At 57.5% G+C, this 15,613-nt stretch carries 15 protein-coding genes; 7 read left to right on the top strand and 8 right to left on the bottom strand.

From position 1 onward, the window contains the following. Nucleotides 1–91: 91 nt before the first annotated feature. Both LAP85_07665 and LAP85_07670 read right to left on the bottom strand, forming a co-directional pair. A complete protein-coding gene (locus LAP85_07665) occupies nt 92–652 on the bottom strand; it encodes a hypothetical protein (protein MBZ5496263.1) in 561 nt (186 codons plus the stop codon). Between the two features lie 140 nt (nt 653–792). Beyond that, nucleotides 793–1,527 (bottom strand): transglycosylase SLT domain-containing protein, encoded by a 735-nt coding sequence (locus tag LAP85_07670; protein MBZ5496264.1) that lies wholly within the window; start codon nt 1,525–1,527, stop codon nt 793–795. Nucleotides 1,528–2,109: 582 nt separating this feature from the next. On the opposite strand from LAP85_07670, the gene LAP85_07675 reads away from it, so the two are divergent. Then, complete coding sequence (locus LAP85_07675) at nt 2,110–2,805, top strand: response regulator transcription factor (protein MBZ5496265.1); 696 nt, start codon at nt 2,110–2,112, stop codon at nt 2,803–2,805. 78 nt (nt 2,806–2,883) lie between these two features. Here the strand turns inward: LAP85_07675 and LAP85_07680 are convergent, their stop codons facing one another. The 3 genes from LAP85_07680 to LAP85_07690 form a co-directional block, all read right to left on the bottom strand. Beyond that, nucleotides 2,884–3,210: a PilZ domain-containing protein gene (locus LAP85_07680; protein MBZ5496266.1), complete on the bottom strand. Its 327-nt coding sequence runs from the start codon at nt 3,208–3,210 to the stop codon at nt 2,884–2,886. A gap of 186 nt (nt 3,211–3,396) precedes the next feature. Beyond that, nucleotides 3,397–3,606 carry a hypothetical protein gene (locus LAP85_07685; protein ID MBZ5496267.1) on the bottom strand — a complete coding sequence of 70 codons (210 nt, stop codon included), beginning with the start codon at nt 3,604–3,606 and terminating at the stop codon, nt 3,397–3,399. A 155-nt stretch (nt 3,607–3,761) separates the two neighbouring features. Continuing rightward, the gene (locus LAP85_07690; protein MBZ5496268.1) at nt 3,762–4,043 is read right to left on the bottom strand and encodes a hypothetical protein; all 282 of its coding nucleotides are present in this window, start codon (nt 4,041–4,043) and stop codon (nt 3,762–3,764) included. A gap of 295 nt (nt 4,044–4,338) precedes the next feature. Between LAP85_07690 and LAP85_07695 the strand changes: the two genes are divergently transcribed. Continuing rightward, nucleotides 4,339–5,034, top strand: coding sequence for a hypothetical protein (locus tag LAP85_07695; protein ID MBZ5496269.1), 696 nt, complete (start codon nt 4,339–4,341; stop codon nt 5,032–5,034). Nucleotides 5,035–5,076: 42 nt separating this feature from the next. Here the strand turns inward: LAP85_07695 and LAP85_07700 are convergent, their stop codons facing one another. Together LAP85_07700 and LAP85_07705 are read right to left on the bottom strand one after the other, a co-directional pair. After that, the gene (locus tag LAP85_07700) at nt 5,077–6,288 is read right to left on the bottom strand and encodes a cystathionine gamma-synthase family protein (protein ID MBZ5496270.1); all 1,212 of its coding nucleotides are present in this window, start codon (nt 6,286–6,288) and stop codon (nt 5,077–5,079) included. 353 nt (nt 6,289–6,641) lie between these two features. Next, nucleotides 6,642–7,550, bottom strand: coding sequence for a sugar phosphate isomerase/epimerase (locus LAP85_07705; GenBank protein MBZ5496271.1), 909 nt, complete (start codon nt 7,548–7,550; stop codon nt 6,642–6,644). Between the two features lie 591 nt (nt 7,551–8,141). On the opposite strand from LAP85_07705, the gene LAP85_07710 reads away from it, so the two are divergent. The 3 genes from LAP85_07710 to LAP85_07720 are packed head-to-tail and all read left to right on the top strand — an operon-like array spanning nt 8,142 to nt 10,634. Continuing rightward, on the top strand, nt 8,142–8,750 hold the full coding sequence (locus tag LAP85_07710; GenBank protein ID MBZ5496272.1) for a methyltransferase domain-containing protein: 609 nt from the start codon (nt 8,142–8,144) through the stop codon (nt 8,748–8,750). Between the two features lie 3 nt (nt 8,751–8,753). Next, nucleotides 8,754–10,142 carry a 4Fe-4S binding protein gene (locus tag LAP85_07715; GenBank protein MBZ5496273.1) on the top strand — a complete coding sequence of 463 codons (1,389 nt, stop codon included), beginning with the start codon at nt 8,754–8,756 and terminating at the stop codon, nt 10,140–10,142. A 27-nt stretch (nt 10,143–10,169) separates the two neighbouring features. After that, entirely contained in the window at nt 10,170–10,634 is a 465-nt protein-coding gene (locus LAP85_07720) for a DinB family protein (GenBank protein MBZ5496274.1), read from the top strand. A gap of 179 nt (nt 10,635–10,813) precedes the next feature. On the opposite strand, the gene LAP85_07725 is transcribed toward LAP85_07720, so the two are convergent. Beyond that, nucleotides 10,814–12,217, bottom strand: coding sequence for an amino acid permease (locus LAP85_07725; GenBank protein MBZ5496275.1), 1,404 nt, complete (start codon nt 12,215–12,217; stop codon nt 10,814–10,816). Between the two features lie 85 nt (nt 12,218–12,302). Between LAP85_07725 and LAP85_07730 the strand changes: the two genes are divergently transcribed. Both LAP85_07730 and LAP85_07735 read left to right on the top strand, forming a co-directional pair. After that, nucleotides 12,303–12,509 (top strand): hypothetical protein, encoded by a 207-nt coding sequence (locus tag LAP85_07730; protein MBZ5496276.1) that lies wholly within the window; start codon nt 12,303–12,305, stop codon nt 12,507–12,509. Nucleotides 12,510–12,838: 329 nt separating this feature from the next. Next, on the top strand, nt 12,839–15,253 hold the full coding sequence (locus LAP85_07735; GenBank protein ID MBZ5496277.1) for a hypothetical protein: 2,415 nt from the start codon (nt 12,839–12,841) through the stop codon (nt 15,251–15,253). Nucleotides 15,254–15,613: the final 360 nt, after the last annotated feature.

Below are 15,613 nucleotides of genomic sequence, written 5' to 3' on the forward strand. Positions count from 1 at the left end.
TTGGGGCGAGAATAGCATGAGTCAGGACAAATCGTCTGCGGAATTCTCCCGGAGGACCCATGGAACGGCTGGTGGTCGCGGAATCGACGTCTTAGTGGGTTGTAACAGGTAGTGCCACGAGGAAGCGATCGGCTCCGGTTCCCATTTGGCCGGACATAGCAGGCCGATGAGCTTCCAGGGGCAAGAAAAGGAAGAATCCATCCCCGATGTTATAGGCTGCCGGCTCGTGTGAGACCCTGTGAAACCATTGCTTGTAACCGGCATGTGCGGCCAATGTCATTCCGATCGAAAGCCCAAAATGCAGGGCACGCCGTCCATAAACTTGCCATGGTCGCGCCGAGGCAGCGGTGCCCGTCCATCGGCAGAAAAGGGGAAGCACTGCCATGGATGCCAAGAGGATTGGGAGAAATGAAATTCTGAGCGTAACAATCACCGTGGAAAGAACGGCAAGGAGGAAAAGCACCAACACCCTGGGGTGCCGCAAATAGAGGATGCCGGCCAGGACGAAGGCGGCGAATGCCGTCAGAGACAGACATTCGGTCAACATCATCCGTTCGTGCAGCAGGGCAATTGGCTCGAACGCGTATGCCAGCCCGGCGCCTGCAGCGATCCAGAATTTTGCGAATCGCCTCAGCCGGATGGATCGCTGCAAGAATCCTCATGGGGGCGTTGCATCGGCAACTCTTCAGGAATGCCGGCCGTCGTGCTGGGGACGCAACGTCTCGAATCCCGGCTCCCGAATGTGGGCGAGCTGCCGGAGAAGGAGCCGGGATTTTTCTACCAGGGCACTGGTTATTTACGCGCTCTGGGTGGAGCCTCCACTTTTACGATAGGTTGTATTTTATGCTGCGCTGTCTTGTTGAGCTCTTCGGTGATGCCAAGAAGAAGGACCCTTCCCATCACAGCGTGAATGTCTGCCTTGTATGAGATTGAATCCGCCCCGAGGTACTTGTCCAAAGCGGTATTGAAGTCTGGAGACTCGTTGATGAATTTCCGCAGGAGATAGCACCCGGCTTCAATGTTCCGATCTGGATCGAAAATGTCCGAGGGCTCCTGGAAGATTCCTTCCTGGAGCAATAACTGCTGATTCGCCTCCGGATTGATCTGCATCAACCCCTTTGCATCTTTCTTGCTTATCGCAAACGGATAGAACTGCGATTCAGTTGCCACAACTGCAAGCACCAGAATTGGAGACAGATCGTACTTTTCCGAATACTTGATTGCAGACTGTACGATCTCCCGGGATAATCGCGGATACATCCGTTGACTGTTCTGGGTCACAAATTTCTGAAATACCTCGACGCTCAAAGTGCTGTGCCGCGAGACACCCGTTGCTTCGAGAGGAACCGGAGGAACAACTGCAGCCTGAATTACCTGGGGGGTTGGCGTTAACACTCGCCATCCCAGGATCGATGAGAGCACGAGGAGGGTTCCCAATGCATATTTGAAAGTCTTGGCACTGGCGCCAAAATTCAGATTGTTCCTCAGGATTCTCGGAGTTGCTCTGGATTTTTGGACGTTCTCCATATTGCCTCCCATAATGTCTAATGCTGATGGCATGCGCCTTCTTCGCTCCCATCTACTGACCGCTGAAGTTCATTCTCTATCCGGGATTGTTCCTGGAGAAACATCCGTGAGCATGGTGCCAGCATCGGACCCTTCCCGAACAGGAAGCCAACTGAACTCTGCCCCAATAGTAACCCGGCGATGTCCTTCGCACATCGGCCCCCATTGCCGATTTCGTGGCCCAAAACAGCCTGTTGCGCCGGCCTCTCTATAGCCAAAACTTGCTATTGTCCTGGTCGATGAATTGTCCCTTTGAACACCTATGTTCTTGACCAGCCAGTGAATCCCCTTTATCGGACATTGACCATCATCGGGCCATTGACCAGCGCAACCCCGTGTGTCCGGAGGAAGAGCTACCTGCTTCTGCACCACGCCACCCGCGCAAGACCAGCAAGGCCAGTGCCGAACGAATTCACGCCCTTGATACGATCGAAGAGACAGTCGGGGGAGGAAGCCCAAGCGATGAGGTCCGCTCGATCCCACCTGAAATTGTCTGACAGCGCCGGGCTCCATCCGCCGATATGTACACTGAGGCGAAGGTCCATGAAAAACCAGGCGGTCAAACCTGCAGCATCGGAAGTACGAATAGTGCTTATCAATCAACTGGAACTCTTCCGAGCCGGCATCCGTTCGCTGCTCCAATCCAGGGAGGGATTCAAGGTCGTCGGCGAGGCGGCGGGCGAGAGCGACGGCATCGAAATCGTCAAACGCGAGCAGCCGGACGTTACGCTGCTCGGGACGGATGTGAATGAAGGGAATGGGCTGGAGCTGCTACCCAGAATTTTTGCGGCCGCGGAAGCCACCCGGGTCCTGATCCTGAGCGACTCAGCAGACCCCGAGCTGCAAAAGAAGGCGATCCGCCTCGGAGCCATCGGCGTGGTTTCAAAAAACAAGCCCGCGAACGTCCTGATCAAAGCCATCGAGAGGGTTCACGCCGGCGAAGCATGGGTTGACCGCTCCACTATCGCCACCGTCTTGGGCGACTTTTCCCCGGCAAACCGAACCAGAAAGCAGGACCCCAAAGAAGCCAAGATCGCCTCGATCACCACGCGCGAGCGAGAAGTAATCCGCCTGGTCGGAGAGGGATTGAACGCCCGGCAGATCGCTGAACGACTCTTCATCAGCGAAATCACCGTCCATCACCACCTGACGTCCATCTACTCAAAGCTCGAAGTGGCGGGCCGGCTCGAGTTGCTGATCTTCGCCTACCGCAACGGCCTTGCTGAAATTCCACGCTGATATTTTGGCGGTTTGTTGCCGATGTCGTAGCCTGCTCATCGGCCGTTGCTGCGGCGCTTTCGGCGTCCTCAGGGTCCTCTACATAATCCCACGCATGGTGAATGCAGCGGCAAACAGGTAAGTGCCGTCAGAAAGTTCCTGCACGCGAATCACGACACCCCGCGTGATAACTGTCGGCGCGTGGAAAGGCCTGGTGCCGGCACGCGCGAATTGAATGCTGAAACGAAGCCTGTCCCCTGTGCTCAAGATCCTTGGCGCAACGGCGCAGAGCCCGCCTCCGCTGATGTCCCTGGCAACCGTCTCGAATTCGAACCGATCGCCCTTTCCCTGCTCGCCCCGCACCGCGAGCGAGATTGGCTCATAGAGTCGCAGTGTCCGCCTTCCTTCGATCATCGCATTTGCCAATGGTCTGCTTCTTTCTCCGAAATAGTCGATGTTGTCCAGCCGCTGTTTTGGCCAAACCTCAGAAACTGCAAGACTGCTGATGACTCGCCCACTCAGAATTCAGCCGGACCGGCCGGTCTGCTTCAGATCGGGGTTATTGGCAGGGACCACACACGGAAATCGAATCAAGAACCTGGGCAATGCCCCTCATACGACTCTCCCACTGGCATGGAATCGCCGGTAGCCGCGCTCCTTGGAAAGGGAGTCGACGCGCTCACGTTCCCTCTTTGTCAAACGCTTCACCGAACCCGGAACACGCACGGGCGTATGACTCTCATAAAACACCGGAGCATAGCCAATACGCTTGAACCAATCTTCAATGACATCCCGGTAAGGTTTATCTTCAAAGCTCAGCATTTTCCGTCTCCTCCCCATCATGGTCCCTCGAAAGCAGAACCAACAGTGATGCCAGTTTACAATCTTCAATACGGCGCGTCATCGGCATAGGAGCCCTTTTTAGATGGTCCGAAACTGACCCTCGTACGGCCCGGCGCATGGGCAGGATATGCCATTCAGACCGGCATAAATGGCCCAGGCCTGCTACAGGACCAACGGGCGTGAGTAACAATCTCGAAAGAGAGCTTGTCGTTTGTGAAGTTCAGCTTGGTGAGTGGAATTGTTCCGTCCGGCGTCTTGAAAAATCCGGCCAGCGTCGCGCCTTCCTGCTTGATCTCCATCTGGACTTGAAGGTCCCCGTCGGTTGACTTCGCAACCGCGTTCCAAAGCCCCACGATCGCAGGGGCCGCGGAATTGGCTGCCGCAGCGGGTGCTGCCGCGGGGGCGGCAGATTTCAATTCGACGAAAAACCAGCCTCTGTCGTCCTTCGTCAGGAACGGATAGTCCGAACAAGCTGCCGTTTCGGGCGCTTTGGGACAATCCCCGATTTATTCATGGCTTCTGACGCGCGCGGCTCCGTAGCTTTCTGCCGCGTCTTCCTTCACTCACCCGTCCTCTTTTCTATCTTGGGCTGCCGCAGCATGCGGTTCGTCACTGTGATTCTGTCCCGGCACATGAAGCGCAGGGATGAAACAGCATTTGACTTCAAGTCCCTTTCCTTGTCTTATGGGGTGTCATCTTCATGGAGTTCGCATGGAACCGGAATGCTTTAAAACAGTGGTCGTCACTCCCCATTTCCTGCGCTCGGCCTGTGAGCTGCCGGATCATCATGACTGCGAGATTTTGAAGGCAATACGGCTTTTTATGGCACATCCGGGCGACGCAGGCCTCCAGCGCGAGCCTTTGGGCGGCGGCATCCATTCCATGCGGGCCGGCGGCTCCTGCCGGATCCTCTTTGCCGCAGGGCGGGAGATAAAACTGTTGTTCGTGGGCAGCGACAATGAGGCGCGTCGATTTGCGGAACATGCGTGCGCCGATGCGACCGCCTTTGCTGAGGCTCCGATCGCGTTTCAGCTTCATATCGATTTCTGGCAGGCCGGGCCGGCGGAAAACTACGAGTCACCGTCCTGCGGTACGCCGGTAAGTGCGGACGATCTCGAAGGGCTCATCCTGCACGCACGCAGGTATCTTCCGCTGGCTCAACTCCTCTTGAGCCGAGGTCCCGAAGCAGGATCGGTCGATCTCAGCTTTCGTGAAATGGCAGCCGTTTTGGGCCAGGCCCTGCCACAGCCGGCCGTCACGAGCCCGGCGTGGTGGGCCAACGATAGGACTCATGCGCAGGCGAACGCATGGCTGGCGATCGGCTGGCGGGCAACGGCTCATGAAATCCGGAAAGAGAAGATCACCTTTGTGCGCAATGCGCGCCGGACTCCAGAATCGCCTGATTGAGATTGCGACGGCGATCGCTGGACGCCGGGTCAGAGACGCGGCCTATCGACTTTCCAGGGCTTGCGACAGGTCGAGGATCAAATCTTCAACATCTTCGATTCCCACCGAATACCGGATCAGACCTTCCGGGATGCCCATCGCCTCACGCTCCTGCGGTGAACATTCCACATGACTCGTCGTTGCGGGCGGCCCGGCGATGGTTTCAACCGCCCCAAGGTTCGCGGCGCGATGCGCGAGTCGCAGTCTCGGCAGGACGCGCTTCACTGCCTCGAAACCGCCGCGCAGCATAAAGCTGAGCACGCCTCCGAAGCCGCGCATCTGACGCCTGGCGATTTCGTGATTTGCGTGTGTCTCCAGGCCCGGATAGAAAACGGCTTCGACGGCAGGCTGAGCCTGGAGCCAGCGCGCGATGCGCAGAGCGCTTTCGTTTTGCCGGCGCACGCGCAGGGGCAGGGTCTTCATGCCCCGGATCAACAGGTATGCGGCCATCGGGTCAAGTGTGGCGCCCGTGATCTCGCGGAAATGAAATATCCGTTCGACCAGCTTGGCGTCCCCGCACACGGCGCCGCCCATCGCGTCCGCGTGTCCGCCGAGAAACTTGGTGGCGCTGTGGATGACAAGGTCGGCGCCGAGCGACAGGGGGTTCTGGTTGACGGGAGTGGCAAAGGTGTTGTCGGCCACCACGGTCGCGCCGACCCTGTGCCCGGCCTCGGCCAGGCGAGGGATGTCCATAACCTTGAGTGTCGGATTCGTGGGCGATTCCAGATATACGACCCGGCACCCCCGTGCAATCGCCGCCTCGAGTTGTTCGTGATCGGTCGTATCGCACAAATCCACCTCGATTTGAAAACGGGGCAGAAATTCCAGGAAGATTCTGCTGGTTCCGCCGTAGGTGTCCTTGACGGAAACGACGCGATCCCCGGGCGACAGGAGGGTGAACAGCGTATTGCTTATCGCGGCCATTCCGGTCGCAAAACTCGTTGCCGCCTGAGCGCCCTCGAGCGCGCGAATCTTGTTTTCGAAAGCCTGCACGGTGGGATTGGTATTGCGGCTGTAGATGTGACCCGGCTTGCGTCCCGTGGCCACTTCGATCCAGGTGTCGACATCGGGATAGCCGTAGGCCGCGCTGTAAACCACGGGCACTTGAGTCGCACCCTGCACGAGGTACTCACGCTCGCCGGCCCACACGGCCTGCGTAGAAAACGAAACCTGTCTACCGGAAAGATTGTCGGGCGATCGTCTCTCGTCTGCCATGGGGACCACCTCTTGCCAGCTTACGATTGGACACGAATTCAAACCACGAATGAAAACGAATTCTTGCCACGAATTTGTACCAATTGACACTTTTTTTCAATGGTTACAACTGTGACGAGCACGGAATCGAAAGGGAGACAGGGTAACCTGGGCACCGAATAATTCGTTCTGGGAGAATGTGAAGTGCCTCGCGGTCCACAACGTCGTCAGGCAGGTGACAGGGGAAGTCTGTGCGCTCAACGGCAATCCTTGCACTATCGTTGGCCAGGGCCGGGGAAAGTGAACCGCCGCGGGGATGGAGACCGGTCAGACGAGGGCTGACTTCAGGCATATCGATGCGCGGGAGCACGCCACTATTTGATTCGTTCTCCCGCTCTGATTTGTTGTTGCACTCCCGCGAATTCCCTCAAAAACTGGATACACTTCACGACTTCCGACAAATTGTCTTCCGGGTTGAACTCGTATTCCACGGCAATGTCGCCCTCGAAACCCTGAGCCGTCAGCTCCTCGAGGCATGCCCGGATCTCCGATGCGCCCGTGCCGAAAGGCACTTCGTGGGCATCGCGCTTGCCGAACTCAGTCATGTCTTTCAAATGGACGCACAGAATGCGGCCTTTGAGGATTCTTATGCCGTCGACGGGCCGGATACCCGAACGCGTCCAGTTGCCGGTGTCGACGCATGCACCGATCCGCCGGTCGCGCCCCTTTAGCAGATCGGCGATGTAACTCGGGTCCCAGAGCCTGTAGCTCGCATCATTGAGCCGCCGTGGGTGGTGATGATAGGCAATGCCGATATCATAGACCTTTGCCAGTTTTTCGAAGGTATCGATCGCATCGACAGATTCGGTGATCAGCGTGCGCAGGCCCATCTTTACGGCAAATTCGAATACGCGCCGCGCCTGAGGTTCGTCCTTCGGAATGTTCACAACACCATAACTGACCGCCAGGATGTCGTGTTGGGCCAGTTTGTGTTTCACTTTGGCAATGATTTCGTCCGATGCATTGTGGTTCCACAGTACGTCCGGCTCGTCTTTGCTCAACTTCTGATCGGGGTAGAACTCAATGATTCTTCCGCCGGCCTGCGCAGTCTTCTCGATCGCCTCAAAGACGGTAAACCGATTGAAGGTATTTGCCTGGCACCCCACGGAAAAGCCTTTGGCCGGGTAGACGGCCGGGATAACCTTCTGCGCTCTCGCAGGCGCCAGGGCCAGGAGTATCGCAAAGTTCAACAGCAGAACTGCGCATTTCGGTGTTGTCTTCATTCCCATGATATGCAAGTTATAAATATTCTCATTCGGAAGCGCAAGCGGAAACCGGGGACATCCCGCCCGTTTACCAACATACCGATCAGGGTTGCGAGCGTGGAAACTTGGCAAACCAGTTGGACGTCCCGCTTTTTCAATGATGCAAGCCGGTCAGTGCGGAGGCCCTGCCGTGAGAGTCGATGGCGCGCTGTCTCTTACAATTGCGTCATTACGCCCTGTTGCTGCAGGGCTCGTCGCCCGGCGAGGGCCGTTGCGGTCTGACGGGTCTCTCCGGCCGATGTGGTTTGGCTGGGATCGGCTGCGGTGGCCCGCGCCGCTTCAGCTGGCGTAGACATTCTTCCCGAGCTTGATGTTCTTGAATCCGCTCTCCCCTTTTGCCATAGCTCCGAAATAAGCTGCCATTGGATTGTCGATCAGCTATGATATCAGCCGTCTCTTGCCCTTTCAAAAAGCGCGGGATTGGGTTCAAGTGATGCGTTTTCAGCGCACCGGTCTCCTCGCGCTGAATCCAACGGATCGCCTATGATGTCTCGTCGTTCTCGCCTACTCGTTTTTGCGGCTTGTCTACTGGTACTACTGGTGGCGGCCATGGGCTTCGCCATCCTATGGTCGCAGTGCGGACCCGGATTTCGAAATGAGGTGGACCGGCTGGCTGCAGTGATGGAACTGCGTCCCGGAATGACCGGCGCCGAGATCGGAGCCGGATTTGGCCGTATGGCCGTCCGAACAGCCCAACACCTTGGAGCGTCCGGCCATCTCTATGTAACTGAAATTGAGGCCAAGAAGCTCCAAGCGATCAAAAGTGCGGCATTGGCTGCCGGTTTGACCAACATCATAGTCATACCGGCGGGCGAGCACTCCGCCAATCTGCCCGACAGCTGCTGCGACTTCATATACATGCGCCGTGTCTACCATCACCTGGACGACGCGGCGGCGATCAACCGGACGCTCTATGCTGCCCTCCGCCCCGGTGGCCGTCTGGTTATTGTCGATTTTATATCCCCGCGGTGGATGTTTTTCCTGCATCATGGAATCGCGTCCGACCTTCTGGCCAGCCAGGTTACTGCCGCGGGTTTTGTTCTCGAGCGCCAGATCGACCGGTGGTCGCCGATTGACTACTGTCTAGTCTTCCGAAAGCAATCGGCTATACGATCGCGCCGATGGCGGGACATCGCCCTGATCGTTGTGCAGGTCTGAGCCATGATCGATCTTCTGCGAATCCGGATATTCTCCCGGCTGGCCGCTTCGCGGACCTATCCGCGTGCCGCGCGGATCTTCACCCTGGCCGCCTTCGGACTCTTGATCGCCGGCGGGCTTGCCGTGCCCCATGTTTCAGAAAAAATGGCAGGGACTCTGCGCAATACGAATTTAGCCGCTCTCATTGTGTGGTCGCTGTGGTGGCCGCTCGTCATAATCACCGCTTCGGTCCTGGGGAGAATCTGGTGTCAGATATGCCCGATGGAACTGGTCAATTCTCTGGTCAGCCGGATCGGCCTGAAGAAGAAGGCGCCCCGGTTTTTCACTTCGGGCTGGGGCATTGCAGTTTTCTACAGTCTGGCGCTTCTGGGATTCATCCGCACGTTCTCGGCGAACCGATATCCGGAACGTATGGCTATGTTTTTTCTGTTCCTCTTGGCTTCCGCATTCGTGGCGGGTCTCGTTTTCGAAAGGCGGGCGTTCTGCGATCACCTTTGTCCCGTAGGCCGCATTCTGGGTCTGTACGCCTGCTGTGCGATCCTGGAGTGGCGGGTCCGTGATGCGAGAATCTGCGAGGCTTGCCGGGGCAGGGATTGCGCAGCCGGCTCGAATCCCGGTCCAACTGCCGGCTGTCCCAGCCGCCTCTTTCCCGCCTCCGTCAAAGACAATCGCGATTGCCTGGTATGCACTCAATGCCGAAAGCACTGCCCGGAAGACAACCTCCGGCTGTCGGTGCGAAAGCCGATGGCCGACTTTTTCTCCGGCCTGCGGCTCAGGAACGTCGAGTTATACTTACTGTTCTTGGTTTCCGGGCTAGTCGTTTGGGAACTGGCGGAAGAATGGTCTCCGGCCAGGAGTGTTCTCGAGTTCGTGCCGGCCGCGATCAACTCTCGGCTCGGCTTCTCGGGGGAAGCGGCCACTTTCATCCAAACCCTGTTCCTGTTCGTTGTCGTCCCTGCCCTGCTGTTTCTGACCCCCGGTTTGGCAGGCAAGTGGCTAAACAAGACAACGCTGCTGGAATCCGCCAAGGCGTTCGGGCTCATGTTCCTTCCGCTCGTCGCCTTAGGGCACTCGGTGAAAGCGGTGTTCAGGATCACCTCGCGGCTGCCGTATTACGAACTCGCATTTCGCGATCCCGTGGGCTATTCCACTGCGGCCGCGATCTCCTCGGGAAATATCCGGATTGAAACGCGGTTAGCCGATGCGGTTGCCCCATGGATAAGCTGGCTCGCATTGTTGATATTCGCTGGAGCCATCCTGTCCGTCTCGCGGATCGCATGGGCAAGTCCAACCAGCCGATCTTTCGCCCGTCCAGGGAGAATTTCCCATCTCGTGACCGTCACGATATACGGCGCTGCTTTGATAACGATCATGTTTTTTGCACGATTTTGAAATAGGACTGCGATGCTGGACGCAATATTGGAAGCCTGGCGCACACATGACGCGATCAACCGCTACATGCTCGATGAAATTCCCGAGGCGGGACTTGCGGCGATTCCACTGCTGAAGAACGGTATGCCGGGGAAAGGCCGAAGTGTGGCGCGCCAGATTGCGCACATCGTAGATGTGCGCGTGGCTCATTTCCGCGCAGCCGAAAAGGCGTTGATGAAGGGCGTGCCGGATTTCGAAAAGGGCGCGGAACCGTCGCGGCAGCTGCTGCAAGCAGCATTGGAAGCTTCCAGTCGCGGCGTCGAAGCGCTGTTCACACGCCTCATCAAGAACGGCGAACTCGTCCGCAACCGCGGGCCGCTGGTGCTGCTCGCGTATTTCATCAGCCACGAATCCCACCACCGTGGCTCGATGATGCTCGCCCTCAAGCAGAACGGCTTTGCTTTGTCCGAGGCTTTGCGCTGGGGGATCTGGGAGAAGTGGGCCAAGCGCTAACCTGATATTTCCCCAAACTGCGTGCGGCATGAAAACCGGCAGATAGTCCGAACAAGCTGCCTTTTTGGAGTTCAGAACAACGCAGCGATGGCTTCGTCCTTGCGGTCCAGCTCGGCGAGCAGGAAACCCCGATTCAGATGGACCGCGGCGCTGTCAGGCTCCGCATGATTTGTGATTCCTCAGTTCTCTGCCAGACGAGATTTTTCGTCTGCCCGGGTTGCCTGGAGGGCAGCCTTTTTCTTCCTATGCCAGTACATATAGGCCGGTACGCCGAGGAATATGATGGCCAGACCCGCAAAGGCATTCCAGAACTGGTTGATCAATGAATTGACCGAGATGAGGAACGCCGCAAGGATGAAGATGGCCGGCGTGACAGGATAGCCCCAAGTCTTGTAGGGCCGTGGGAGACCGGGCCTCTTCCTCCGCAGGATGAACACTGCCCCTGCGGTCAAGCCAAAGAAAATCCACTGTCCGAAAATCACATAGGTGAAAAGCTGCTCAAAAGTTCCGGACAGGCTCAGCCCAACCGCCCACAACCCGATGGCGACGATGGAGACATGCGGTGTCAGGAAGCGAGGATGCACGGCTGCAATCTTTTTGAAGAATAATCCGTCCGAGGCCATGGCGAAAAAAACACGCGGGGTGCAGAGAAGATTCGAATTCGCCGCTCCAGTGATCGAGAACAATATCGTGAAGGCGATAATGGAAGCGCCGACCGGCCCGACCGCGAAACTCATGGCATCGCTGGCTATCCTGTCGGACTTCGCAATCTCGCTGGCGGGAAAGGCATACAGGTAGGCCAGATTGGTGAGCAGATAGAGGAAAATCACAGTCGACAGGCTGATGAGAAGCCCTGCGGGGAGGTTTTTCTCAGGATTTTTGATCTCGCCGGCGCTGAAGGTGGCCACTTCCCATCCTTTGTAAGCCCAGAAGGTGGCTACCAGGGCGATTCCCATTTTGGTTATTAGATCCCAGGAAAAGGTGGTTGGAGCCGGAGTGACGAAATTGCCCGCGTTGCCCTTGGCGAAAATCAGTACGGTCGCGCAGACGGCGAGTATGGCGCCGAACTTTATCAGAGTGAGGAAGTTCTGCAGCAATGCCCCCCAGCGCGTGCCGACATAGTTCACTGTTACAAGAAACGCCACAAACAACAAGGCGATCACCTTGGACATCAGCGGCGTCACCGGGAAAAAGTATGGGAGATACTTGGAAGAAAAGGCGACTGCAAGAGTAGCTATGGATCCTGAATCGATCACGAGAAACAGCGTCCAGCCAAAGAGGAAGGCGATCAAAGGGCCGTAAGCTTCCCGCAAATAGACATACATCCCGCCCGCATGAGGATAGGCGGCGCCAAGCTCTGCAAAGGTGACCGCGCCGAAGAAGCACAGGACGCCGCTCACGGCCCAGACGGCGAGGATGAGCAGCGGGTATTGCACGCCGGCCGCGACGGCTGCCGGCACAATGAAGATTCCGGACCCGATGACGCAGCCGACGACAATGCCTGTGATGTCCCAAAAACCCAGGATGCGCGGGAGTGAACCGGGTGTTTCCTGTCTAAAAGCCGCTTTTGCCTTAATATCCATTTTGAGCCCTCAGGGGAATGAGTGCCTAGTTTTTACCGAAACGGCCGCTGTTGACAGCAGTCTACTCAATCTCGTTCAAGGATCCATGAAATTTCGACCCCACGGCCGCATAATCTGCAGGATCGAGGCGGCGGCCTGCATCACCGAACCTATCGGAATCTCGATGGCAGCGATGCCGGACGTACTGTCCGTCATGACCGGGAAGTATCAGGTGCGTGGCGTTCGCCAGATGGACGCCAAAATCCGCCAGTTTCCTCGCGGAACAAGATTCTTTTCCCCCACCGCGGGTTGAAGGGATTGCTCCAGGATGCCTGGCCATCACTGGTTTGGGGGATGCAGCACACCGATGTGCTGGTTTACGGCATAACCGGAAACTATGGCCCTCAGTCCCGCGAAAGTCGCGTTTGGAGAAGTTGGATAGCACACAGCCTGATTCCCGCCGATGAAAGGTCGGCTAAGCGGAAACCGTTGCCCATCCCAGAGCGGCTGCCGGAATTTGCCGCAGTCCGGGATCGATGTTGCCTGGCGGCGGAGGTTTGGGTAGTATGTGGGCGCAAATCCTAGGCGAGTTTTCTTGTGTATGATCCCGCGCTCCGCGCTTTGAACTTTGGAGGCATTCCAATGAAATTAAGCAGACGCGCTTTGTATCTCTTCTGCTTCGTTGTCGCCGCCTCACTGCTTGTGGGCGCCGCGGCTCAGCCCCCTGCGGGGCAGGTGCAGAAGAAGATCGAGAACACCGATCCCGCGCAACGTTTGAAGTGGTACGAGCAGCACATGGCGATGAAGGCTCAGTCGCCGTTCAAGAACCTGGCCTGGCGTTTTACCGGCCCCCTGGACATCGGCGGCAGGGCCACCTCCATCGCCGTGCCGAAGGGCGACAAGAAGACCATCTACATAGGCACCGCGTCGGGCGGCGTGTGGAAAACGGTCAACACGGGCGTCACCTGGACGCCTCTTTTTGATGAAATGCCAACCCTCTCCATCGGCGCACTCGCCATTCCGGATACCCAGCCCAACACAATCTGGGTTGGCACCGGCGAAGCCAACATCCTCCGGGGTTCGCTTGCCGGCGCCGGCATTTTCAAGTCGACGGACGGAGGAAAGACCTTCCAGCACATGGGTCTCACCGATACCAACACGATCGCCCGGATCCGCATCCACCCCACCAATCCCGACATCGTCTATGTGGCTGCTTCGGGACATGAGTGGAGTTACAATTCCGAGCGCGGCGTCTACAAAACGACCGATGGCGGCAAGTCCTGGCGGAAAATCTTCTACATCGACGACCAGACGGGCGCCATCGACCTGATCATGGATCCACGCAATCCCAACGTCTTGATTGCCTCGATGTGGCGCCGCATCCGGCAGCGCTGGAGCGATCCAGTCCCCAGCGGCGATGGCCTGTTCAAGACCACGGACGGCGGCCAGAACTGGAGGAAGCTGACTAACGGTCTTCCGCAGGACTGGAAAGTCATTGGCCGCATCGGTCTGGACTTCTGCTTGACCAAGCCGGATATCGTCTATGCGTATGTGGACAACCACACACCTACCGGACCGTATCCTGCGGGAGCGCTTGACTCCTACAGGCGGCCGATGACCTACCCAAGAATCATGGGAGCCGAAGTCTATCGATCCGACGACCTGGGTGAAACCTGGCGAAAGGCCGAACCGTCCGATCCAACGCAGAAGCAGCAGTATCTGCAGAACATGGAGCGGTTTGGTGGAACCTACGGCTGGGTGTTCAGCCAGATCAAAGTGGATCCGGTCAACCCGGACATTATTTTCCTGATGGGGGTCGGTCTGAGGAGGTCTACGGATGGCGGGAAATCGTTCCAAAATGTAAGTTACAGCGGACTTCACAGCGACCATCACGGCATGTGGATTGACCCGAGCGACACGGACTACATTGTCGAGGTCAACGACGGCGGGGCCAATGCCTCCTACGACGGCGGCAAGACTTGGCGCGATTTCCATGCCGGCATCCAGGCAATCCAGTTCTACAACGTTACCCTGGATAATGCGACACCCTTCAACGCCTATGGTTCCGTACAGGATTCGGGGACCTATCGCGGTGTGGGCCTCGGACCTTCCCAGGGAGTGCAGGGAGGACGCGGCGGCCGCGGCGGCAGAGGCGGATCCTCCATTCGATGGGAGGGTGCGCCGGGTGGCGAAGGCACACTGATTTGCGTCGATCCGACCAATCCCAACATCGAGTATGCATCAGGCTATTACGGCCATATCGAACGCAGCGAGTATGTGAACGGGCGATGGACGTCCAAGGAGATTTATCCAAAGCCCAAACCTGAAGAGCCCGGGAATCCCGAAAACTGGGGGCAATGGCTGGCTGCCTCGATGATTTCACCGCACAATCCCTCGACGCTGTACCATGGGTACCAATTTGTATTCAAGACAACCGACAAGGGCGAAACATGGCGTCAGATCAGTCCGGATCTCACCAATTTCGACCAGGCGAAGCAGGGGAAGCTTCCTTACATGATTTACTTCGCCAAGTTGACCGCGCTTTCGGAGTCCCCTCTCAAGGCGGGAGTGCTGTACGCCGGTAGCGACGACGGGCGCGTTCAAGTGACGATGGATGACGGCGCGCACTGGACCGATATCACGGCCGGGCTGCCGTACTACAAGCATGTCTGGTGCATCGCCCCCTCGAAATACGATCCGGCGACGGTCTACATCGCGCTGATCGGGCGTCACGATGACGATTTCAACCCTTACGTCTACAAGTCCACGGATTACGGCAAGACTTGGACGAGCATCGCGGCCAATCTCCCGGGCGGCCCTACCAACGTCATCCGGGAGGATCCCAAGCGGAATGACGTGCTCTATCTCGGAACCGATTTCGGCGTCTTTGTCACGATCGACGGGGCGAAGTCGTGGAGCTATCTCGGCAGCGGACTGCCCAACGCGGCCGTCTGGGGCCTCGAGGTTCACCCGCGCGACAACCGAATGGTGATCGCCACCGACGGCCGCGGCATGTGGATCCTCGACGACGTGGCGCCCATCCAGAACGCGAAATAGCATTCCTTCAGGCTCGTTTGAATCAGCGGGAAAGGTCTCCGGGACTCCGGAGACCTTTCTTGCGGCGGCCGTTTCGGCAGAACGGCCGTGCAAATCCCCCCAGAATCAGGCTTTCGGATTAGCCACAGCCAATTCCGGTCACTTCTCAAATTAGAATCCGTCCGTATTACCGAGATTTTCCGACAAATCCATTGAAAGATTATTAAAGATAATTTAGAATCTGTTCGCATCGAATAAGTTTGTTCCCATGCAACCGGTCGAAGGCCTGGAAAGGTGGTGCTTCGAGACTGAGAAGGGCCGGTCGCCTCAACAAAAGCAAGATTATCGACCGTCAGGCTTGATGCCGAACAGTGGCCTCCG

Source organism: Terriglobia bacterium (genome assembly GCA_020072565.1).
Classification (GTDB): domain Bacteria; phylum Acidobacteriota; class UBA6911; order UBA6911; family UBA6911; genus JAFNAG01.